At 63.5% G+C, this 20,055-nt stretch carries 18 protein-coding genes; 17 read left to right on the top strand and 1 reads right to left on the bottom strand.

Annotated features, from left to right (window positions below; all coding sequences use genetic code 11):
- Positions 1-82 precede the first annotated feature (82 nt).
- The 8 genes from KUV38_RS14240 to KUV38_RS14205 are packed head-to-tail and all read left to right on the top strand — an operon-like array spanning position 83 to position 8,321.
- The gene (locus tag KUV38_RS14240; protein WP_222470678.1) at positions 83-973 is read left to right on the top strand and encodes a carbohydrate ABC transporter permease; all 891 of its coding nucleotides are present in this window, start codon (positions 83-85) and stop codon (positions 971-973) included.
- Positions 966-1,895, top strand: a complete 930-nt coding sequence (locus KUV38_RS14235) for a carbohydrate ABC transporter permease (protein ID WP_315898631.1) — start codon at positions 966-968, stop codon at positions 1,893-1,895. The genes KUV38_RS14240 and KUV38_RS14235 overlap by 8 nt, the downstream gene beginning before the upstream one ends.
- A 3-nt stretch (positions 1,896-1,898) precedes the next feature.
- Positions 1,899-2,975: an ABC transporter ATP-binding protein gene (locus tag KUV38_RS14230; RefSeq protein WP_222470677.1), complete on the top strand. Its 1,077-nt coding sequence runs from the start codon at positions 1,899-1,901 to the stop codon at positions 2,973-2,975.
- Positions 2,976-2,996: 21 nt separating this feature from the next.
- Positions 2,997-3,746 carry a sugar phosphate isomerase/epimerase family protein gene (locus tag KUV38_RS14225; RefSeq protein WP_222470676.1) on the top strand — a complete coding sequence of 250 codons (750 nt, stop codon included), beginning with the start codon at positions 2,997-2,999 and terminating at the stop codon, positions 3,744-3,746.
- Between the two features lie 3 nt (positions 3,747-3,749).
- Positions 3,750-4,871, top strand: coding sequence for a Gfo/Idh/MocA family protein (locus tag KUV38_RS14220; RefSeq protein ID WP_222470675.1), 1,122 nt, complete (start codon positions 3,750-3,752; stop codon positions 4,869-4,871).
- On the top strand, positions 4,868-5,920 hold the full coding sequence (gene mgrA, locus KUV38_RS14215) for an L-glyceraldehyde 3-phosphate reductase (RefSeq protein WP_222470674.1): 1,053 nt from the start codon (positions 4,868-4,870) through the stop codon (positions 5,918-5,920). Before KUV38_RS14220 ends, mgrA begins: the two co-directional genes overlap by 4 nt.
- Positions 5,917-7,503 (top strand): glycoside hydrolase family 43 protein, encoded by a 1,587-nt coding sequence (locus KUV38_RS14210; RefSeq protein ID WP_222470673.1) that lies wholly within the window; start codon positions 5,917-5,919, stop codon positions 7,501-7,503. The genes mgrA and KUV38_RS14210 overlap by 4 nt, the downstream gene beginning before the upstream one ends.
- Positions 7,503-8,321, top strand: a complete 819-nt coding sequence (locus KUV38_RS14205; protein WP_222470672.1) for a TolB family protein — start codon at positions 7,503-7,505, stop codon at positions 8,319-8,321. The genes KUV38_RS14210 and KUV38_RS14205 overlap by 1 nt, the downstream gene beginning before the upstream one ends.
- 2 nt (positions 8,322-8,323) lie before the next feature.
- Here KUV38_RS14205 and KUV38_RS14200 read toward each other — a convergent pair whose 3' ends face one another.
- Positions 8,324-9,058: a SapC family protein gene (locus KUV38_RS14200; RefSeq protein ID WP_222470671.1), complete on the bottom strand. Its 735-nt coding sequence runs from the start codon at positions 9,056-9,058 to the stop codon at positions 8,324-8,326.
- Between the two features lie 222 nt (positions 9,059-9,280).
- Between KUV38_RS14200 and KUV38_RS14195 the strand changes: the two genes are divergently transcribed.
- From KUV38_RS14195 to KUV38_RS14155, 9 genes are all read left to right on the top strand, one after another.
- Complete coding sequence (locus tag KUV38_RS14195) at positions 9,281-9,544, top strand: hypothetical protein (RefSeq protein WP_222470670.1); 264 nt, start codon at positions 9,281-9,283, stop codon at positions 9,542-9,544.
- 2 nt (positions 9,545-9,546) lie between these two features.
- Complete coding sequence (locus KUV38_RS14190) at positions 9,547-11,493, top strand: hypothetical protein (RefSeq protein WP_222470669.1); 1,947 nt, start codon at positions 9,547-9,549, stop codon at positions 11,491-11,493.
- Between the two features lie 101 nt (positions 11,494-11,594).
- Positions 11,595-12,731, top strand: a complete 1,137-nt coding sequence (locus KUV38_RS14185) for a glycosyltransferase (protein ID WP_222470668.1) — start codon at positions 11,595-11,597, stop codon at positions 12,729-12,731.
- Entirely contained in the window at positions 12,728-13,273 is a 546-nt protein-coding gene (locus tag KUV38_RS14180; protein WP_222470667.1) for an acyltransferase, read from the top strand. Before KUV38_RS14185 ends, KUV38_RS14180 begins: the two co-directional genes overlap by 4 nt.
- Before the next feature lie 93 nt (positions 13,274-13,366).
- Positions 13,367-13,951, top strand: a complete 585-nt coding sequence (locus KUV38_RS14175) for a WcaF family extracellular polysaccharide biosynthesis acetyltransferase (RefSeq protein WP_315898630.1) — start codon at positions 13,367-13,369, stop codon at positions 13,949-13,951.
- Entirely contained in the window at positions 13,948-15,057 is a 1,110-nt protein-coding gene (locus tag KUV38_RS14170) for a glycosyltransferase family 4 protein (protein ID WP_222470666.1), read from the top strand. Before KUV38_RS14175 ends, KUV38_RS14170 begins: the two co-directional genes overlap by 4 nt.
- Positions 14,951-17,143: a hypothetical protein gene (locus tag KUV38_RS14165; RefSeq protein WP_222470665.1), complete on the top strand. Its 2,193-nt coding sequence runs from the start codon at positions 14,951-14,953 to the stop codon at positions 17,141-17,143. The genes KUV38_RS14170 and KUV38_RS14165 overlap by 107 nt, the downstream gene beginning before the upstream one ends.
- Positions 17,144-17,379: 236 nt before the next feature.
- Complete coding sequence (locus KUV38_RS14160) at positions 17,380-18,606, top strand: hypothetical protein (protein ID WP_222470664.1); 1,227 nt, start codon at positions 17,380-17,382, stop codon at positions 18,604-18,606.
- A 7-nt stretch (positions 18,607-18,613) separates the two neighbouring features.
- Entirely contained in the window at positions 18,614-20,053 is a 1,440-nt protein-coding gene (locus KUV38_RS14155) for an O-antigen polymerase (protein ID WP_222470663.1), read from the top strand.
- Positions 20,054-20,055: the final 2 nt, after the last annotated feature.

The raw sequence follows: 20,055 nt of genomic DNA, 5'->3' as shown, positions 1-20,055 counted from the left end.
ACGCGTCCACCCAGGGGCTGGGCTGCGCTGACAGGCGTGGCCCGGTTCCATGGCTGACCTACCAGCGCGAGAGGGGAGTGCCATGGCTGCGGCCCGCCCGTTAGGGCTTTTTCGGAACATCAACGCGAAGATCGCCGCCATTCCAATGGTGCTGACGGCCCTCGTGGTCTTCACCGGGGGCACGATCTGGACGGTTGTTTACTCCTTCACCAACTCCAAGCTGTTGCCGCGCGAGAAGTTCGTGGGCTTTCAGCAATATGAGCGCCTCTGGGGGACCGAGCGCTGGAACGTGGCGATCGAGAACCTGCTGATCTATGGCGCCTGCATGGTGGTGTTCAGTCTCGTGATCGGCTTCGTGCTGGCGGCGTTGCTAGACCAGAAAATCCGGTTCGAGAACACCTTTCGGACGATCCTGCTCTATCCCTTCGCGTTGAGCTTCATCGTGACTGGCCTCGTCTGGCAATGGCTGTTGAACCCCGACTTCGGCATCCAGTCGGTGATCCGGGCGATGGGGTGGGAGAGCTTCGATTTCGACCCGCTCTATAACGCGGATATCGTCATCTATGGCGTTCTTATTGCAGGGCTGTGGCAGGGCACCGGGCTGGTGATGTGCTTGATGCTCGCGGGGTTGCGCGGGATCGATCAGGAGATCTGGAAGGCCGCGCGGGTCGACGGCATCCCGATGTGGAAGACCTACATCTTCATCGTCATCCCGATGATGCGACCGGTCTTCATCACCACCCTCGTCATCATCGCCTCCGGTATCGTGCGCCTCTACGACCTGATCGTGGCGCAGACAGGGGGCGGGCCGGGGATCGCCTCGGATGTGCCGGCGAAATATGTCTATGACTACATGTTCCAGGGTCAGAACCTCGGGCAGGGCTTTGCGGCCTCGACGATGATGCTGCTTGCGGTGCTGGTGGTCATCATTCCCTGGGCCTATCTCGAATTCGGGGGGAAGAAGCGTGTCTGACCCCGGTATCCTCAACGTGGCTGGCGTGGGTGCCGACGCGCTCGACGGGCCGCGCGGACCCAAGCCGCGCCGCCGGTTCTCGCGGCGCAACATCTTCATCTACGGCACGCTGATCGTGGTGGCGCTCTACTACCTGCTGCCGCTCTGGGTGATGGTTGTGACCTCGCTGAAGGGGATGCCCGAGATCCGGCTGGGCAACATCTTCGCGCCGCCGGTTGAGATCACATTTCAGCCTTGGGTGAAGGCTTGGGCGGAGGCTTGCACCGGGCTGAATTGCGACGGGTTGAGCCGGGGGTTCTGGAACTCGGTGCGGATCACCGTGCCTTCGGTGATCCTGTCGATCCTCATCGCCTCGGTGAACGGTTACGCACTCGCCAACTGGCGGTTCAAGGGCGCGGATATCTTCTTCACCATCCTGATTTTCGGGGCCTTCATCCCCTATCAGGTGATGCTTTACCCCATCGTTATCATCCTGCGCGAGATCGGGCTCTACGGCTCGCTCACCGGGCTGGTGCTGGTGCACTCGGTCTTCGGGATGCCGATCCTCACGCTGCTCTTCCGCAACTACTTCACCTCGCTGCCGGAGGAGCTGTTCAAAGCCGCAAGGGTTGATGGGGCCGGGTTCTGGCAGATCTACCTCCAGATCATGCTGCCGATGAGCCTGCCGATCTTTGTGGTGGCGATGATCCTGCAAGTCACTGGTATCTGGAACGACTTCCTCTTCGGCGTGGTCTACACCAAGCCGGACCTCTACCCGATGACGGTGCAGCTCAACAACATCGTCAACTCGGTGCAGGGGGTGAAGGAATACAACGTCAACATGGCGGCGACGTTGCTCACCGGCCTAGTGCCCCTCGTCATCTACTTCATCTCCGGAAAACTCTTCGTGCGCGGCATCGCGGCGGGCGCGGTCAAAGGCTGAGGCATGGAACATTCAATCGAAATCAAACACCTCGACCTTTCGTTCGGCGCCGTGAAGGTGCTTCAGGATCTGAACCTCGATGTTAAGCAGGGCGAGTTCCTCGTGCTGCTGGGGTCCTCAGGCTGCGGCAAATCCACCTTGCTTAACTGTATTGCCGGGCTGCTTGACGTGACCGACGGGCAGATCTGGATCGGCGGCAAGAACGTGACTTGGGAGGAGCCGAGCAAGCGGGGCATCGGCATGGTGTTTCAGAGCTACGCACTCTACCCGCAGATGACCGTGCGCGGGAACCTGAGCTTTGGGTTGAAGAACGCAGGGGTCAGCAAGGCCGAGATCGCCGACCGGGTGAACCGGGCGGCACAGGTGCTGCAGATTGAGCCGCTACTGGACCGTAAGCCTTCGGCTCTTTCGGGCGGGCAACGGCAGCGGGTGGCGATAGGGCGAGCGCTGGTGCGGGACGTGGACGTGTTTTTGTTCGACGAACCGCTCTCGAACCTCGATGCCAAGCTGCGGGCCGACCTGCGGGTGGAGATCAAGCAGCTACACCAGACGCTGGGCAACACGATGATCTACGTCACCCACGACCAGATCGAAGCGATGACGCTGGCCGACCGGATCGCGATCATGAAGGGCGGGGCGGTGATGCAGCTCGATGCGCCCAACGCCATCTACAACCGCCCGGCCAACAAATATGTGGCCGAGTTCATCGGCTCGCCGACGATGAACTTCTTCGAGGGCGAGGTGCAGGGCGGCAACTTTCTGTCGGGCGAGCTGGCGATTCCGCTCACGGGCTACGACTGGCAGGACGAGGCGCAGGACGATGCGGCCTGGCTCGGCATCCGGCCCGAGCACATCGCCAGCGGCGAAGTTGCCGCGCATAAGCCGTTTCAGGTGGAGGCCACTGTAGAACTGGTGGAGCCGCTCGGCTCCGACACGCTGCTACGTTGCGACGTGGCGGGGCGGCACGTGTGGGTGCGGATCGACGGGCAGACCGAGATCGCCCCCGGCGCGCCCCTTCCACTCGGTTTCTCGCCCGAGCGCGCACACCTCTTTGAAAAAACGAACGAAACCCGGCTCTGAGCCGACACGACAGGACCGATCATGATGATCTCATACCAGCTCTACTCCTCCCGCGACGCCGGGGCTTGGGAAGACACGCTCAACCACCTGGCATCGCTGGGCTACAGCTATGTCGAAGGCTTTGGTGGCGTCTATGAAGACCCGCATGGCTTCAAGGCGCTGCTGGACGCCAACCAACTAGCGATGCCATCGGGGCACTTCTTTCCGCTCACATCGTTCGAGGAGGATTTTGACAAGAGCATCGCCGCGGCCAAGGTGCTGGGCATGGAGCGGCTGTTCTGCCCGGCGCCGACGGATGAGTACCGCAATGGGGCCGATCTGGCGGCCTGGAAACACCTCGCCAACCGGCTGAACGAGGCGGGCAAGCGGGTGCAGGGCGCTGGGCTGCGCTTTGGCTGGCACAACCATCATTGGGAGTTCATGGCGCTGGAGGATGGCACCCTGCCGATGCAGATCCTGCTCGAGGTCGCGCCCGAGATCGAGTGGGAGATGGACGTGGCCTGGGTGGTGCGCGGCGGAGCGGACCCGCTGAAGTGGATCGCTGATCATAAGGATCGGATCACCACAGCCCATGTGAAGGACATTGCCCCCGAGGGCGAGTGCGCCGATGAGGACGGCTGGGCCGATGTGGGCCATGGCGTGATGGATTGGCCGGGGCTGATGGCGGCGCTGGAGGGCGCGGGCGTGGACCTGTTCGTGATGGAGCACGACAAGCCCAACGATGCGCGGCGCTTTGCGCAGCGGTCGCTCGAAGCCGTGAAGGGGTATTGAGCCATGGCGGATACACTGGGAATTGGCGTGATCGGCTGCGGCAACATCTCGGCCGCCTACATGCGCCTCGCGCCGCTCTTCAAGGGCATCGAGATACGGGCCTGCGCGGACCTGCACGAAGAGGCTGCCAAGGCGCGGGCCGAGGAGTTCGGTTTGCGGGCAGATAGCATCGACGGGCTGCTGGCGGCAGATGACGTGGATGTGGTGGTGAACCTGACAGTGCCCAATTCGCATTTCGAGGTGTCGAAGCGCGTGCTGGAGGCGGGCAAGCATGTGTATAGCGAAAAGCCATTTGTGCTGACGCTGGAGGAGGGCGAGGCGCTGAAGGCCATTGCAGGCGAGAAGGGCCTGCGGGTGGGCTCGGCGCCCGATACTTTCCTCGGTGGGGCGCATCAGTTGGCGCGGCATCTGGTGGACAGCGGAGCGGTGGGCCGTGTGACCTCCGGCACCTGCTTCGTGCAGAGCGCGGGTATGGAGATGTGGCACCCGAACCCCGATTTCTTCTTCCAGCCCGGCGCCGGGCCGGTGCTGGATATCGGGCCATATTACGTGAGCAACCTCGTGCAGCTGCTGGGGCCGGTGAGCCGTGTGGTGGCGATGAGTTCGAGTGCGAATGAATATCGCACCATCACCTCGCAGCCGCGCCATGGCGAGAAGATCAAGGTGGAGACGCCGACCACGATTCACTCGATCTTGCAGTTCGCGAGCGGTGCGCAGGTGACGTTTATCGCCAGCTGGGACGTGTGGCAGCACGGGCATTCGAACATGGAGCTTTATGGCACCGAGGGCACGCTGCATGTGCCCGATCCTAACTTCTTCGGCGGAGAGGTTCGGGTGACCGAGAAGGGTGCCTTCACCAACCTGTCGCGGGACTGGGCGCATCCATTCTCGAAGGCCAATGACAATGGCCGGGCGAACTACCGCACGGCCGGGCTGGCGGACATGGGCGCCGCTATCCTCGAGGGGCGCAAGCACCGCTGTTCGGATGACTTCGCCACCCATGTGGTGGACGTGATGACCTCGATCCTCAAGGCGGGCGAGGAGGGGCGTGCGCTGGACATCTCCACCACCTGCGAGCGGCCTGCCGCGCTGGGGCCGGATGCGGCTAAGGCGCTGCTGGCATGAGTGTGTATTCCGCCGCGGAGGACCGGTACGAGCGGATGGAGTATCGTCGCTGCGGCAAGTCGGGGGTGAAGCTGCCCGCCGTGTCGCTCGGGCTGTGGCACAACTTCGGCGATGACGCGCCCCACGAGACCAAGCGGGAGATCTGCCGGACGGCCTTTGACCACGGGATCACCCATTTCGACCTCGCCAACAACTATGGGCCGAGGCCCGGCGCGGCGGAGCAGGCCTTTGGCGAGATCTTGCGGACCGATTTTGCGCCCTATCGGGATGAGCTGATTATCTCGTCTAAGGCAGGCTATGGCATGTGGCCGGGGCCATACGGCGAGTGGGGGAGCCGAAAGTATCTGGTGGCAAGCTGCGACCAGTCGCTGAGGCGGCTTGGGCTGGATTACGTCGATATCTTCTATTCGCACCGCTTCGACCCGGACACGCCGCTGGAAGAGACGATGGGCGCGCTGGATTTCATCGTGCGCTCGGGGCGGGCGCTTTATGCGGGGATTTCCTCGTATAACAGCGAGCGGACGCGGGAGGCTGTGGCGATCCTGCGCGAGCTTGGCACGCCCTGCCTGATCCACCAGCCGAGCTACAACATGATCAACCGCTGGGTGGAACGGGACGGGTTGAAGGACACGCTGGCCGAGCTGGGCGTGGGCTCCATCGCCTTCACGCCGCTGGCGCAGGGGATGCTGACGGCGAAGTACCTGAACGGCGTGCCCGAGGGCAGCCGGGCGACGCAGGGCAAGAGCCTGTGCAGCGAAATGCTGAGCGAAAGGGCGATCGAGAACATCCGGGCACTCAACGACATCGCCGAGCGGCGCGGGCAGACGCTGGCGCAAATGGCGATTGCCTGGGTGCTGCGCGGCGGCGGGATCACCACGGCGCTGATCGGGGCCTCGAAACCGAGCCAGGTGGTCGACTGCGTGGGCGCGGTGGGGAACCTGGAGTTCACGGAGGCCGAGCTGGCGGAGATCGACGAATACGCAGACGAGGAGGCAATCAACCTCTGGGCGCAATCTGCCGAGCAGACGAAGGGAGCTGCGCAACGATGATCCGCAACCCGATCCTGCCGGGCTTCAACCCCGACCCCTCGATCTGCCGCGTGGGGGATGAGTATTTCATCGCCACCTCCACCTTCGAGTGGTATCCGGGCGTGCAGATTCACCGCTCGAAAGACCTGGTGAACTGGGATCTGGCCTGCCGCCCGCTGAGCCGTGCGAGCCAGCTAGATATGCGCGGCGACCCGGACAGTTGCGGCATCTGGGCGCCCTGCCTGAGCTACGCCGACGGGCTCTTCTGGCTCGTCTATACCGACGTGAAGCGCTATGACGGCAACTTCAAGGATGCGCATAATTACATCGTCACCGCGCCCTCCATCGAAGGACCGTGGAGTGACCCGGTGAATGTGAGCAGCCACGGGTTCGACCCTTCGCTCTTCCACGACGACGATGGCCGCAAATACTGGCTGGTGCTACAATGGAACCACATCAGCGAGAGCATCGGCGGCAAGCCGAAGACATCCGCCTTCGACGGTATTCTTTGCCAGGAGTGGCACCTAGAGGAGGGGCTGAAAGGTGAGATCAAGGTGATCTCCAAGGGCTCGCCGCTGGGGCTGACGGAAGGCCCGCACCTGAGCAAGCGGAATGGGTGGTACTACCTGACCGTGGCCGAGGGCGGCACGGGGTATAGTCACGCGGTGACGATGGCGCGCTCGCGCGATGTGTTTGGGCCGTATGAATTGCACCCTGACACCCACCTGCTGACCGCCAAGGATGACCCGGACGCGCCGCTGCAACGCACCGGGCATGGGCAGATCGTGGAAACGCCCGAGGGCGAGACCTATCACACTTTCCTCTGTTCGCGGCCCCTGCCGGGGCGGTTTTCGCCGCTGGGGCGGGAGACGGGGATCGAGAAATGCGAATGGCGGGACGATTGGCTTTATGTCGAGGGCGGCGGCACGCTGGCGCATCTGGAAGTGCCAGCGCCGTTTGATGTGAAGCAGCGGGCGCCGGTTTCCGTGGAGCGGAAGTTTGCGGATGAGCTTCCGCCCGAGTTCCAATGGTTGCGGACGCCGGAGCCGGAGCGGATCTTTACGCTGACCGGCGAGGCGCTGAGGCTCATCGGGCGGGAGAGCATTGGCAGCTGGTTCGAGCAAGCACTCGTGGCGCGGCGGCAGGAGCACTTACGGTATCGCGCGGCGACGACGCTGGAGGTGTTTGAGCCGACGACCTACCAGCAGGCCGCCGGGCTGACGACCTACTACAACCGGTACAAGTTCCACTTTGCCGCTGTTTCTTGGACGGAGGAGCAAGGACGCTGCCTATTGCTGATGTCCTGCCCCGGTGACTGGCCGGATGGGCGAATGCAGTTTCCGGCCGAGCCGGTGTCTCTGGCCGAGGGGCCAGTGGAACTGGCGGTTGAAGTCGACCACGCCAAGCAGCAATTCATCTATCGGCAGGGTGGCGGCAACTGGCAGCCCTTCGGGCCGGAACTGGATGCCAGCGTGATTTCCGACGAAGGCGGGAGGGGCGAGCATGGCTCGTTCACCGGGGCCTTTGTGGGGATGATGTGCTTCGACATCACCGGACAGGGCCGCACCGCTGATTTCACTCGGTTCAGCTACGACCCGACCTGATGTTCGCCGCGCTTGAAATATTCGACCTTGAGACCGGCCGTAGCCAGACGATGCTGGAGACCGAGCGGCACATCGAGGCGCCGAACTGGGCGGGGGATGCGCTGATCGTCAACGCAGAGGGGTGGCTCTATCGCGTGCCGCTCGATGTGCCTGTTTTGGATTTGATCGACACCGGCCTGCACGATGGCCTGAACAACGATCACGGCCTCTCGCCTGACGGCAAATGGCTCGCGATTTCCGACAGCAGTGAAGCTGGAGCGTCCTGCATCTACACCCTGCCTGCGGGTGGCGGTGTACCCGAGCGGATCACGATGCAGACGCCAAGTTGGTGGCACGGCTGGTCGCCCAATGGCGAACGGCTGGCCTACACCTGCCGACGTGATGGGGTTTTCGGCATTGCCACGATCCCTGAAGCCGGGGGCGACGAGACGGTGCTGATTGCCGGTGGTGGGCATTATGACGGGCCGGACTACACCCCCGACGGCCACCATATCTGGTTCAACTCCGACAGGAGCGGGCAGATGAACCTGTGGCGCATGGGGCCGGGCGGGGAAGACCCCGAGGAGATGACGGGCGGTGATAGCGTGGACTGGTTTCCGCATCCTTCGCCGGATGGTGAGCACGTCCTCTATCTCGCCTACCCGCCCGGCACCGAAGGGCACCCGTTTGGCCGTGAGGTCGAGCTGAGACTCATGCCCGCGAGCGGCGGAGCGCCGAAGACGCTCTGCGCCTTCTTCGGCGGGCAGGGCAGCATCAACGTGCCGTCTTGGTCACCTGATGCCCGCCGGTTTGCCTATGTCAGATACGCGCGACCCTGAGGTTACGCCGCCTTTGCGGCCTCGCTCACCCGATCTGCGAGTGCCTTGAAGTTCCGAGCCGAAGCGAGGTGAAGGAAGGTGCATTCCAGCTCGTCATTGCGGAACATCTGGAGCGCCGCATCATCCTCCAGGCCTTTCAGCTTTTCACGGTCGACGGTGAAGAAGCCCTGAAGCGTGCGCTTCTCACCTGAGGGCGTGGTGTAATTGGCCTGCATCGGCTTGAGCAACTCGAGGTCCGCAAGCCGCTGGGCGTAGGCCTGGGTCCGCTGGTGCTGGGCCTGATAATCCTGCTGAAACTTCAGCACGCCTTCGAGGTAGGGCGTTGGTTTGCCGCCTGCATCGAAAAGTGCCTCGCCCTTGCCCTTGGTCGCAAGACAGGCGGCGCTGTCATCGATGTGCAGGGTCTGGGTGCCGGTCTTGTCCTGCTGCGACAGGACGAACGGGTAGCGGCGGATGTAGGCCGGAACGTAGCTGCCCAGCCAATTGCCCTTTTTGCCGATGAAGGCATTGCGTGACCCGTCCAGACCGAGGATCACCGAGGGCACGGGGGCCTTCGGATCGCCCGCAAACACAATAGGATACTCGGCGGCGCAGAGCGCGAATTCGGCGGCGGCGATGGGCACGGAGTTGACCCCGGCGGCAAAGCTGAAGTCGCCGGTGTCCTTTACAAGCGTCTTGCCGTGCCGCGCGGGATTCACCGCGGCGGGGGTTTCATAAAACAGCAGCTGCTTGGCCATCGGTCTGCTCTCCTCACCTGTCATGCTGGCCCTTGGTGTAACGGCTGAGAGGGTGGTTGCAAGGGAAAGGCGGGTTTTGCGGCTCGGTGACGGATGGGGTCTGCCGTTCGGTGGTCTCGGCATTCGTAAAGGAAGCTCGCTTAGGGTCGGCCGGAACGAATTCCGACCGGCGCGAACCGGCGCGACGATTTCCACAGTTTCAACCACAGGGAGCCCGCTTCCATGCACGATCCGTTCAAGAACCGCACACCCAGCCTCTCCGGCCCCGCGACCGATATCATTCCGGTTACACCGTCCGACAACACCAACCTGTCCGCCGTTTGCGTGGCGCTTTACATCGAGACCGGCGGGGACCTCGTGATTGTCACGCAAGCCGGGGCGATGCGGACGGTTGCAGTGGCCGACCAGTCGATGCTGCCGGTAGGCGTGCGGCGGGTGCAGGCCACGGGGACCACTGCGACGGGCATTCATGGCTTCGTGGTCTGAGCATGACCGGATTCACCCTTGATCTTACACAGACGCCGAGCCTGCGCTTGCGGCGGGGGCGGTCCCTTTCACTCGAGGGCCTGCTCGCCAATCTCGCGCCGGAGGATGTGCCCACAATCAGCATAGGCACCGCGCAAACGCTGGCCGGGACGCTGGTGGATTGCTCAGCCGATTTTCACGGCGACCCGCACTACCGTTACGATGGGTGCCTTGATGTGCGAAAGACCGGCTCAGGGCGGATCGCGGCGGGGCTGTCCACGCTCGGGATCACTTATTACTGCAACCTCGAGTTTGTCACCGATGCGGCGAATGATGTCTTCGAGGCAAAGGTTTATGTGCCGGCTTCCGGCTACGACCTTGGGCTGCGGGTGGTGGTGGACGGCAAGCTACACAGCCTTCACCTCGAGCGGCATGCGACCACGCCCAACGCGATCCATTACGTTCGTGTGGCCTTTCCTACGGCGCGGGCGCGGCACATCACCTTGGAGATGGAGACCGTCTCCAGCTTGAACGGCGTGATCGTGCCATCGGGGCAGGGGCTGACCCGGCCCGCCGCGCCCGTGGCGCGCCCGGTCGGCGTGTTGGGGGACAGTTTCTTTCGCGGCGCGGGGTATAGCGTGGGCGGCGCTAGTGGGTTGGAAACGGCGGGATACTTCATCGCGCGGCTGCTTGGGGCGGATCGGATCGTCAACTTTGCGGTGGGAGGAACTGGCTGGGTGAACGCCGGGTCTGCCAATGCCTTCGGTGGGCGGTTGCCGGAGATTCTCGGCTCGGGCGTGATGGCGCTTATCTGCGCAGGGTCGCGCAACGACGACGGGGAAAGCGGCATTCAGGCGGCGGTGGAGAGCGCACTAACCGGTCTATCGGATGTGCCGTTTGTCGCGGTCAGCGGGCCCGCCCAGCCGGGGTTCTCTGCCGTCAACGCCGAGGTTGCAGCAGCGGCCGCGAGTGCGGGTCGGGCCTTCGTGGATACGCTCAACGTGATCGGCCCCGAACTGACCTTGCCGGAGGGCGTTCATCCCAATGCTCAAGGCCATGAGGCGCTGGCGCGGGCTATTGCGGGAGGGTTCTCGATTGGTCAGGCGCAGGCCACGGTCTCTGCGGCAATGGCGGCACGCGAGGCTGTTTCGCTAACGCTGACCGGCCCCTCCGGCGCATTCGTGAAGACCGGGAACGACGTGGCGGTGACGGCGGAGGTTTCCACCGGCCAGCCCGGCAGTGTGACCTTCTTCGAGGCGGGGCTGCCGCTTGCCACGGAGGTTGTTGCGGGTGGCTTGGCCAGCACGGTGATCGGGGGCATCGCTAGCGGCCTGCATAGCTTCAGCGCGAGTTTCGTGCCGGATGATCGCTTTGCGGCCACGATCGCCACCGGGCAGGTCAGCCTGGCGGCCGTGGATGATCTTGGCTTCACCGACAGTTTCACGCGGGCCGATGGGCCGCCGGTCGAGACGGAAGGCGCAGTGCCGAAGACGTGGCAGGCGCTTGGTAGCGGCGGGGCGTGGCTGCTCGCCGGAAACAAGCTGGCGAATACTACTGTGGCGGGCGGCTCGCATTACCTCGTGGCGGAGGCGGGCGCGCCGGATGGAGCCTTTGAGGTGACAGTCTCGGGCAGCCTAGTAATCGGCGGCTATATTGCGCTGCGAGCCACGAACCAGACGAACCTGTTGCGGCTGACTGTTCAGGGCGGCCAGATCGAACTGCAATCCATCGTTGCGAACGCGAAGACGGTGATCGCGGCCGGAACGGGTGGGGCCTGGGCTGATGGCGATACGGTCCGCGTGGAACTGGTGGGGCAGGCGGTGACGGTGCTGCGCAATGGAACGGCGGTGCCGGGGCTTGAGGGCGTGAACTGCGCGGCTTGGACCGACCGGACGCTCTTTGGCGTTGGAGTGGGCAGCGCCGGGGGAAATGTGGCCTTCGATGAGGTGAGTTTCAGCCAGATCTTGTGAGTATTTCCCCGAGCCGCGACAGATGTTTTCGGCGCGGCTCGGATGAAGCCGATTTGCACGACGCTTGCCTTTGTTCCGCAAAACACGCTCACTACCCTGAGATGAAATGCATCGCCTGCCGAACACTCGCGGGCGCAGAAGGCAGGGTCCGCCCTGCCGGGATTGTGGACGGAATGCGCCTGTGCTTTGCCATAAGCAGCTTCGGTCAGGGCGGCGCGCAAAAGCAATGCGTCGCCCTGATGAACGCGCTGGCCCTCGAACCCGATATCGAAGTGCAGCTGATCTATTTTCAGGAAGGCGAGAATTTTGCGGCCCTGAGGCAGGACAGGATTAGAGCGGTGCGGCTCTCCGGCGGCTCAGTTTATGATCCCCGCAACATATTCCGCATGGCGAAGCGATTGCGCGAGTTGCGGCCGGATGTGATTTGCAGCTGGCTCCATGGAAGTGATGTGCTCGCCGCCCTGAGCACGTCACTGCTTGGCGCAACTGGCCGGCACGTGCCGTGGGTCATGACCGAGCGTGACAGCCACTACACGTCGAACTGGCGTTACGGGCTGCGGCGCAGGTTAGCGCTTCGGGCGCGGCGCATCCTGTGCAACTCCGAGGCCGGGCGCCGCTATTGGCTCGCAAACGGCATCGGCGCTGCGGCGCTGCACGTGGTGCCGAACATCAACCTTGCTGCTGGGCTGACCGCCAACTCTGCTGGCACGTCGCAGCGCGAGGTGGTGTTTGCCGGTCGTCTCGAACCGCAGAAGAACGTGCGCCAGCTTGCTCAGGCGTTCGTTATTTCCGCCCAGGGCAGCCCGGCCCGCTTTCGCATTCTGGGCGACGGAAGCGAGCGTGAGGCGGTGTCGGCAATCGTGGGGCAGGCTGGCGGCGTGGGGTGCGTGGAACTGGAAGGGCACCAGCCCGACATTTTGCCGGTCTACCAGCGCGACCCGGTCTATGTGACGCTTAGCAGACACGAGGGCACGCCCAACGCGGTTATTGAGAACATCAGCCTCGGCAACCTTATCGTCGCGTCTCGGATCGACGAGCACGTGGCGCTCCTTGGGCCGGAATACCCGTTCTATGTGACTCCCGACGCCGCGCCATCGGACGTGGCCCGGGAGATTGGTAAGGCTCTCGCGGTGGAAGATAGGTCCTGTCTGGCTTATGCGCAGGCCAAGGTTGCAGCCTTGACCGCACCGGCGGTGGCGGCCTGTTACAAACGACATTTCATGGAGGTCGCGGAATGATCTCGCTCCGCCGCCCCTTGTCGCGCCTGATCTTTCACGCGGTCCGGATGCTGCTTCGCGCCATCGAGCCGATCTCGGCGCGGCTTTGCATGCGGGCCTATCTGCCGCTGCTCCGCGCGATGGGCCTGCGGATGACCGGCTGCCCTCGCTATATCGCGCTGGACGCCAAGTTCGACGATTTCAACCGGATCACGCTTGGAGACCGGGTCGTGATCTCACAGCGGGTCATTCTGTTGACGCACGACTATTCGCTTACCGCTGGTTTGAGGGCGATCGGCGAGGCGCCGGAAACGGACATTGCCTTCATCCGGCCCATCACGCTCGGCGACAATGTCTTTGTCGGGATGGGGGCGACCCTGCTTCCGGGCACGGTGATCGGGGATGATGTGGTTGTGGCGGCGGGTTCCGTCGTTCGCGGCACGGTTGAGCCTGATAGCATCGTTGCCGGAAACCCTGCACAGGTCGTCAGGCGGCTCAGCGAGCGGGCGCAAGACTGGAAAAGCCGCATGGAAGATGCCGATTTGCGGGTCGACAAGGCCTGACGGGCCAAGGCCGTCGCACTTGCCCGAAGCGCTTGATGGGACTACCAAAGAAGTCTGGGCACAACCTGATGGCGAGTGTCCGGACTGGGATGATTGGAACGGTACGTCTTGGCGCGGTATCAGGATCTTGGCAGCTTTCGCCTGCCCCCCGGCTCTCGTGGCCGATCGGCATTCGTCGTGCAGCTCTGGTGGCTGGTTCAGGCCGTGCTGGTGCAAAGCTCTCCTCAGTTCATGTACGGCTGGCGCGCCTTCTGGTGGCGGGCCTTCGGCGCGACGGTCGGGAAGGGTTGCCTCATCCGACCCTCGGCGCGGGTGACCTATCCTTGGAAGGTACGTTTGGGGGCGAATTGCTGGATCGGGGACCGGGCGGAGCTTTACTCGCTGGAGAGCATCACGGTTGGCGACAACGCGTGTATTTCGCAGGATTGCTACATCTGCACTGGCTCGCATGAGCCCGCGCGCTTGGACTTTGCCTACGCCAACGCACCGGTCGAAATTGGTTCGGAAGTCTGGATTGCGGCAGGCGCTTTTGTTGGCCCCGGGGTGAGTATCGGCGATGGTGCGGTCATTGGCGCACGGTCACTGGTGCTGACGCCGCTGGAGGGCGGCGGCATCTATGCAGGGCAGCCTGCTCGGTGGGTTCGGCAAAGGCCTGAGGCTGGGGGAGCGGGCGCATGAACGGTCGCGGCGGGCCTCTTCTGGCGATCGGCCAGTTCCCTCCGCCGGTGCATGGGTTCAGCGCTGTTACCGAGGCCATGGCCGATGCGTTGGAGCAGCAGGGCGAGGTGCAGCGGGTCAACCTGGCGCCCTTATCATCGCGGGCCGGCCTGAAAGGGGCGTCGCGGATATTGCGGTGCCTTGTCGCCATGTTCGCCTTGCTTGTGGCTCGGCGGCGCGGTGCGCGGCTGGCCTATATCCCCTGTGAAGGTGGGCGCGGCCTGCTCTTCACGCTGGCTCTTGCCCGCCTTGCGCGTGCCGTGGGTTACGAAGTGACGTGCCACCATCACAGCTACGCTTATATCAATGCCCCTTCTCGCTTGATGTGGTGGCTCACACGACCGCCGCTGGACCAGATGCGCCACGTGTTCCTGTCAAGCGACATGCGCGCGGCGTTTGAGGCGCGCTATGGGCCAGCGGCACGGGCCAGCGTGATCAGCAATGCGGCCTTCGTTTCGCCTGTGGCCGACGTTGTTGCGGTGCCGCGGGAGGGCGCGCGGCTCCGGCTTGGGTTGCTGTCCAACCTTTCGGCGGAGAAGGGCGCGGTGACGCTTCTGGATCTTGTGGAGCACCTGCATGCAAAGGGCATTTCGGTTGAGGCCGACCTGGCTGGGCCGGTCGCTGACCAAGACTTCGCGCGGGTACTGAGGGCGCACCCGGCTGTTGCTGCGGGTCGCGCTCGCTTGCTCGGGCCGGTCTACGGCGCTGCGAAGTCCTCGTTCTTCGAGGGGATCGATGTGTTCGTCTTCGCGACTAGCTACCTTAATGAAGCCGAGCCTATGGTGGTCTTCGAGGCCATGGCACATGGCGTCACGGTGGTCGCGCGGGATCGCGGAACGATCAGGTCTCAGATCGCAGGGATTGGGCACTTGATGCCTCCGGAGGCCGACTTTTGTGCCGCGTTCCATGAATGGCTAAGCGCCCGTCGGAAGCCGACGAATTTTGACCGTTTAGCGGTTCATGCTGACTTCCGCGATCGCCATACAACTGCACGCAACGCGTTACGTCTGTTTTGCCGCCAAACAATGCCGCCGACCGTGCAAGCCGAAGACCGAGCGCATGGATAGTGGTGCGGTTCATATCGTGTTGCCGCAAATCTCCCGGCTGCTAAACGCGCTAGACGCCGCCGACATTCGATACGTTCACTGGAAGAGCAACAACAACATCGACAGGGCGCTCTCGGGCCGTGACGACCTTGATCTGCTGGTGCGCCCGACGGACCAGACTAAGGCCAAGGCGCTGATTTCAGAGCTTGGCTACGTGCAGGGCATCTCGGAGAAGGACGGATGGCAGCGCAATATGCTGCACTACTTCACGATGGATGCCGAGGCGGGCCAACTGATTCACCTGCACCTGCATTCTGGGCTGACGCTGGGGTACGACTACCACAAGAACTACACCTTACCGCTTGTCCATTGGTATCTGGAGGGGCGCCGCCGTGCGGGGCCGATTTGGTTGCCGCGGCCGGAGCGTGAGTTCGTGATCTTCGTCATCCGCGTGCTGCTGAAGTACGCGGCGACCGGGGCGGTGGCGGAGTTTCCAGTACGCCAACTTCGGGCACTTTACCGCTCGGAGACGCGCGCGGGTGTGGCGCGCGAGTTCGATTGGTTGAAACGTCAGGGGGCATTGGAGAGCCTTGATGAGAGTTTGGCTAGTTCTGGGCTGCCGTTCTCACCAGCCGGTTTCCGAAAGCTGGCTGAAGTTGCGGAACAAGGGGGTGGGGCGCAGCTTCGCCTTGCGGCGCGGGAGATTAAACAGGCTCTCGCGGCAGTGCGGGATGCAAGCGAGTGGCGGTCCTTGCTTGCTTGCTTTTGGCGCGTCAATCGATCTCGGTTCGAGAGGCTTCTAGGCGGTTTTGCTGTCGTTTCTTCTGGCCGCAAGAAGGCCGTGCAGGGCGGGAGAGTTATTGCTTTTCTGGGTGGGGATGGTGCCGGCAAGAGCACCAATTCGGCGTCTCTGACTCGAGCGCTTGGACGACACCTCGCCGTGGAGAGCCTGCACTTTGGGCGGCCGGGGCGATCTCTGCTGGGACTATGCCTCGCCGCATGGAGTAAACTCCTGAGAGCAGCGGGCCAGTCGGTGCTCGCGGAAGACTTTCGAAGCCTTGCGCTGGCCCATGATCGCCGCAGTGTCTCTCGCCGGGCGGAGCGAGCGCGGGCGGCCGGGAGTATCGTGATCCTCGACCGCCTCCATCGGCTGGAGATCACCAAGATGGATGGGCCCCGGATCGAGGATGCGCACACCCCACTCCGCCGCTGGCTGGCGGCCCGGGAGCAGCGCCTCTACCGGAAGACGGTCTCAGCCGACCTTCTGGTCGTTCTGCGTCTCGACCCGGAAGTTGCCTGCCGGCGCCGCCCCGATGACGATCGGGCGACGCTTATGGCGCGTTCCGGCGAAGTATGGCGGGCCGAGTGGTCCGCAGCGAACATGCTTGTACTCGACACCGGCGAGCTGCGCCCCGAAGTGGTTCAGGCACGCGTGTTCCGCCGGGCGTGGGAAGAGATTGCACGGCCCTTTCTGCGCGTCGAAGTCCTGGGTCTGACGGGGGCGGGCAAGTCGACACTCACGCGCGGTCTGGTGCGCGAATTCGGCAATGCGGCGACCGGTCTGCCCTACCGGAGGCATCCCGTTGCGGCGGCGAGAGGCATCGCACGCGCGCTTGCGGAGGGCGGCTGGCCGCATGGCGGGAATGAACGGTGGCAGGTCTTCCGCAACCATGCACAATTGCATGCGTTTCTCGATTTGGTCCGGCGCGGAAAGCTCACTGCAAATCGCCCCGTAACACATCTTTTGCTCGATCAGGGTCCGCTCTTTCAGGTTGCGATGTGCCTCAAAGAAGGGCGATTGAAACCCGAGTTGGAAACAGTGCAACGCACCATTTCAGCCTTTGAGAGTCTGGGTGGTCGTGCGCTTTTTCTGGCCGCACCGGATGAATTGCTTCGCGATAGAGTGGCGCGTCGACCGGCGCAGTGCTCACGGGGGGAGGGCCTGTCGGACGAAGCATTTGACATTTTTCTCGAGAGTTATGCGGCGAGTTTTGCGGCGCTCCTAAACAGGATGTCCAACCCTGCCGAGCTCTCATCAAAAAATTCCGCCGAGGCGACCCTCCAAGAGGCGCTGATACGCCTCAACCGTGCGGGATCTGCACCTTGAGCCCGGCGCGCCGCAATGCGCTGGCCAGCTACCTGAACTTCGCGGTTCTGGCAGGGGTCGGCCTCGTGGCTAACCCGCTCCTCGCAGGGGCGCTAGGGCCTGTCGCCTTCGGGATATGGAAAGCAACTCAGCGGCTTTTTGACGTTGGAGCCGTGGCGGACGGGCAGGCGACGCAGGCTTTGAAATGGGTCATCGCCCACCGCGGGAGAGAAGCGGACACGGGAGGGCTGAGGCGGATGGTCGGATCGGCGCTCAGGGTCTGGCTTCTGTGGTTGCCGGCGCTCCTTTTGATCCAGTTGGGCCTCGTATTGATGCTGCCGGTCCTGATCGCAGACGTGCCGGAACATCTCGGCTTGGCGCTGATGTTGATGGGGGCGGTGCTTGGGCTGAACGTGGTGGCGCGGGGCGTCTCAGGTATTCCGGATACAGCTCTGGTCGGCAGCAACCTTGGTTACCGCTCGATGCTGGTGACCACGTTGCTGTTGCCGCTGTCGAACGCGGCGCTGGTGATCGTCGCCCTCAGCGGCCCTGGCGGGCTGGTGGGGCTCGCGGCTGTTGTGTTGGCGGCGACTGTGCTCAACGGTGCGCTGACGTGGCTGGTGGCGCGCGCTTCGCTGCCGTGGTTTGGCGCAAGCCGCCCGGAACCGGGAGAGACAGGTGAACTCGCGCGGTTCGGCGGTTGGGTGCTGGGTTGGGCGCTGGTGGCACGCCTCATGCTCGCGACTGAGGTTCTGCTTTTAGGCGCAATCCTTGGCGCAACTGCGGTCACGGCCTGGGTCTTCACCTCGTTCGTCCTGCAATTCGCGCTGGCCGCCTGCCTGATGACCGCAAGCGCGATGATGCCGGGTCTGGGGCGCTTGCTGGGTCAAGGTGAGATTGCACAGGCTGCAGCGCGGGCAAGAGAGACGCGGGAGATCGTGGCGGCATTCGCCACGGTGCTGGCGAGCCTCATGATCCTCTTCAACGAGGCCTTCGTGGGCCTTTGGGCCGACCCGGAGGTTTTTATGGGTCAGCCGCTGACCATTGCCATGAGCCTCGCCTTTGTTCAGCTGGCGCTCTGCCGGTGTGACGGGCAGATACAAGACGCGGGGCTGAAGCTCAGGCCGAAAGTCCTGCTTGGTGCGGCAAGCACGCTGCTTTCCCTTCTCTTCGGCGGGGTCGCGCTTGCGTTGACGGGGGCGCCTTGGGTCATGATCGCGGCCATCATGGTTGCTCGACTTCCGATGTGGCTGGGGTTCGCGGTGATGGTGCGCCGCTTGCTGGGGCCGTCTAGTGCCTTGCCGCGCCGGAGCCTGCCAGTCGCTGCGGGAGCGCTTGCGTTCAGCATGCTCCTTGCGCCACTGGTGCCGCAAAGCGCGTGGGTGGTCACTGCCCTTCCACCAGCGCTCTGCCTGACGGCGGTGGCAGGTTGGCTCATGCTGTCGCCGCTCACCCGTGCAAAACTGATGCCATTGCGGCGTTGAGGTGCGGATGAGGCTGACCCACTTCAATTTCGCCGAACTGTGCCTTGTCGCGCTTCTAACCGCCTTGTTTTTCGGCGCGCCGGCCGGCGCTTCACCGCTGGTGCTGGCAGGGTGTCTCGCAGTCTTTTACACGCTGTTCGGCCGGGCGCTTTTGATGCCTGCCATGGTACGCCCCGTGTTGCCGACGTTTATAACACCGAAGCTTTTGTTTTTCTTCTTCTACTTCCTGCTCTTCTACTATCCCTACCAGCTCTATTTGCTCGGGTTCACAGATATGAACCGCAGCATCTTTCTGCGGCGCACCTATGTGGAACACGCCAACCTTGCGATGATCGCGGCCACCATCGGGGTGCTGGCGTTTGACTTCGGGGTCGACGCGGGGCTGCGGGGGCGGGCGCTTCGGGTTTCGGGCAAGCGTATGCCAAGCAGATCGCTTCCGGTCTTCTGCCTGACGCTCCAACTGGTGCTGATCGCTGTCTATTTCGCTTTGGGATTCCGGGCCGCCAGCGAGGGGCGCTACACCGGCACTTCGTCGGGCGGGCAGATTGCAGAAGGCATCTACCTGATCATCCTGCTGCTGGCGATGGTTGGCACGGGCGAGTTCATTCGCAGGCTGGCACAGCGCAAGCCATTGCCGCCCGGCCTGTTGCTGGCGATGGGGGTCAATCTGCTTTGGATCACGCGGATACTGCTGGCGGGCGATCGCAACAGCTTCATGCTCTTCGGGATATTCATCGTGGGCGGCCTGTTCACCTATGTCTGGCGCGCGACCCGTCTCCACCTGTTGGCGTTCCTGATTGGCGCGTTGGTCTTGTATCAGTCGATCGAGGTTTTGCGGATGACCCAGACCATGCCGCTGAAGGACGCTCTGGCGGTGAGCCTGAGTGGCAATGCGATTTCGGCGGGGGATGACAACAGCTTCAATATCACCACCATCGGGCTTCGCGCCACTTTCGAGGCGGTGCCGGAGAAGGTGGACTACGGATACGGCCTCTACAAGTTGGTAGGGTTCATGGGGGTGGTGCCGCTTTTGCGCGGTGTGGTCTTCGGAGACTCGCTGACGTTCGACACCACGTCGAAACTACTCAAGAGCGAGATGCTGGAACCGACAGCCGGGTGGGGCGTGGGATCCAATATCGTCACTGATTTTTATGCCGATTTCGGGCTGCCGGGGGTCATCTTTGGGATGATGCTGTGGGGATGGTTCGTGGGATGCATGCAGAAAACGGCGAGAGTCTTTCCTGACTCGGCAAAGGTCGCCACGCTGTATTTGCTGACGCTGGCGCTGTTTGCTGAGATCCCACGTTATTCGGCGGACTTTCCCGTGAGGCCTCTGGTTTGGGCATTCCTGCTCTATCAGGCATATCAGACGCTCGTTGCGTCGCGCCTCGGTCGCACGCCTGCTCCGCCGGGCCGCTTGGTTGCGGAGCACCAGCGCGATCCCTGAGG

This window comes from Vannielia litorea, from assembly GCF_019801175.1.
Classification (GTDB): domain Bacteria; phylum Pseudomonadota; class Alphaproteobacteria; order Rhodobacterales; family Rhodobacteraceae; genus Vannielia; species Vannielia litorea_B.
Note: the sequence above shows the minus strand (reverse complement) of the source record. Positions and strands in the feature narration are given on the sequence as shown.

Coding starts and splice junctions, on each gene's coding strand:
- KUV38_RS14240 (WP_222470678.1), top strand. CDS start 83: ATGGCTGCGGCCCGCCCGTTAGGGCTTTTTCGGAACATCAACGCGAAG.
- KUV38_RS14230 (WP_222470677.1), top strand. CDS start 1,899: ATGGAACATTCAATCGAAATCAAACACCTCGACCTTTCGTTCGGCGCC.
- KUV38_RS14225 (WP_222470676.1), top strand. CDS start 2,997: ATGATGATCTCATACCAGCTCTACTCCTCCCGCGACGCCGGGGCTTGG.
- KUV38_RS14220 (WP_222470675.1), top strand. CDS start 3,750: ATGGCGGATACACTGGGAATTGGCGTGATCGGCTGCGGCAACATCTCG.
- mgrA (WP_222470674.1), top strand. CDS start 4,868: ATGAGTGTGTATTCCGCCGCGGAGGACCGGTACGAGCGGATGGAGTAT.
- KUV38_RS14210 (WP_222470673.1), top strand. CDS start 5,917: ATGATCCGCAACCCGATCCTGCCGGGCTTCAACCCCGACCCCTCGATC.
- KUV38_RS14205 (WP_222470672.1), top strand. CDS start 7,503: ATGTTCGCCGCGCTTGAAATATTCGACCTTGAGACCGGCCGTAGCCAG.
- KUV38_RS14200 (WP_222470671.1), bottom strand. CDS start 9,058: ATGGCCAAGCAGCTGCTGTTTTATGAAACCCCCGCCGCGGTGAATCCC.
- KUV38_RS14195 (WP_222470670.1), top strand. CDS start 9,281: ATGCACGATCCGTTCAAGAACCGCACACCCAGCCTCTCCGGCCCCGCG.
- KUV38_RS14190 (WP_222470669.1), top strand. CDS start 9,547: ATGACCGGATTCACCCTTGATCTTACACAGACGCCGAGCCTGCGCTTG.
- KUV38_RS14185 (WP_222470668.1), top strand. CDS start 11,595: ATGAAATGCATCGCCTGCCGAACACTCGCGGGCGCAGAAGGCAGGGTC.
- KUV38_RS14180 (WP_222470667.1), top strand. CDS start 12,728: ATGATCTCGCTCCGCCGCCCCTTGTCGCGCCTGATCTTTCACGCGGTC.
- KUV38_RS14170 (WP_222470666.1), top strand. CDS start 13,948: ATGAACGGTCGCGGCGGGCCTCTTCTGGCGATCGGCCAGTTCCCTCCG.
- KUV38_RS14165 (WP_222470665.1), top strand. CDS start 14,951: ATGCTGACTTCCGCGATCGCCATACAACTGCACGCAACGCGTTACGTC.
- KUV38_RS14160 (WP_222470664.1), top strand. CDS start 17,380: ATGGTCGGATCGGCGCTCAGGGTCTGGCTTCTGTGGTTGCCGGCGCTC.
- KUV38_RS14155 (WP_222470663.1), top strand. CDS start 18,614: ATGAGGCTGACCCACTTCAATTTCGCCGAACTGTGCCTTGTCGCGCTT.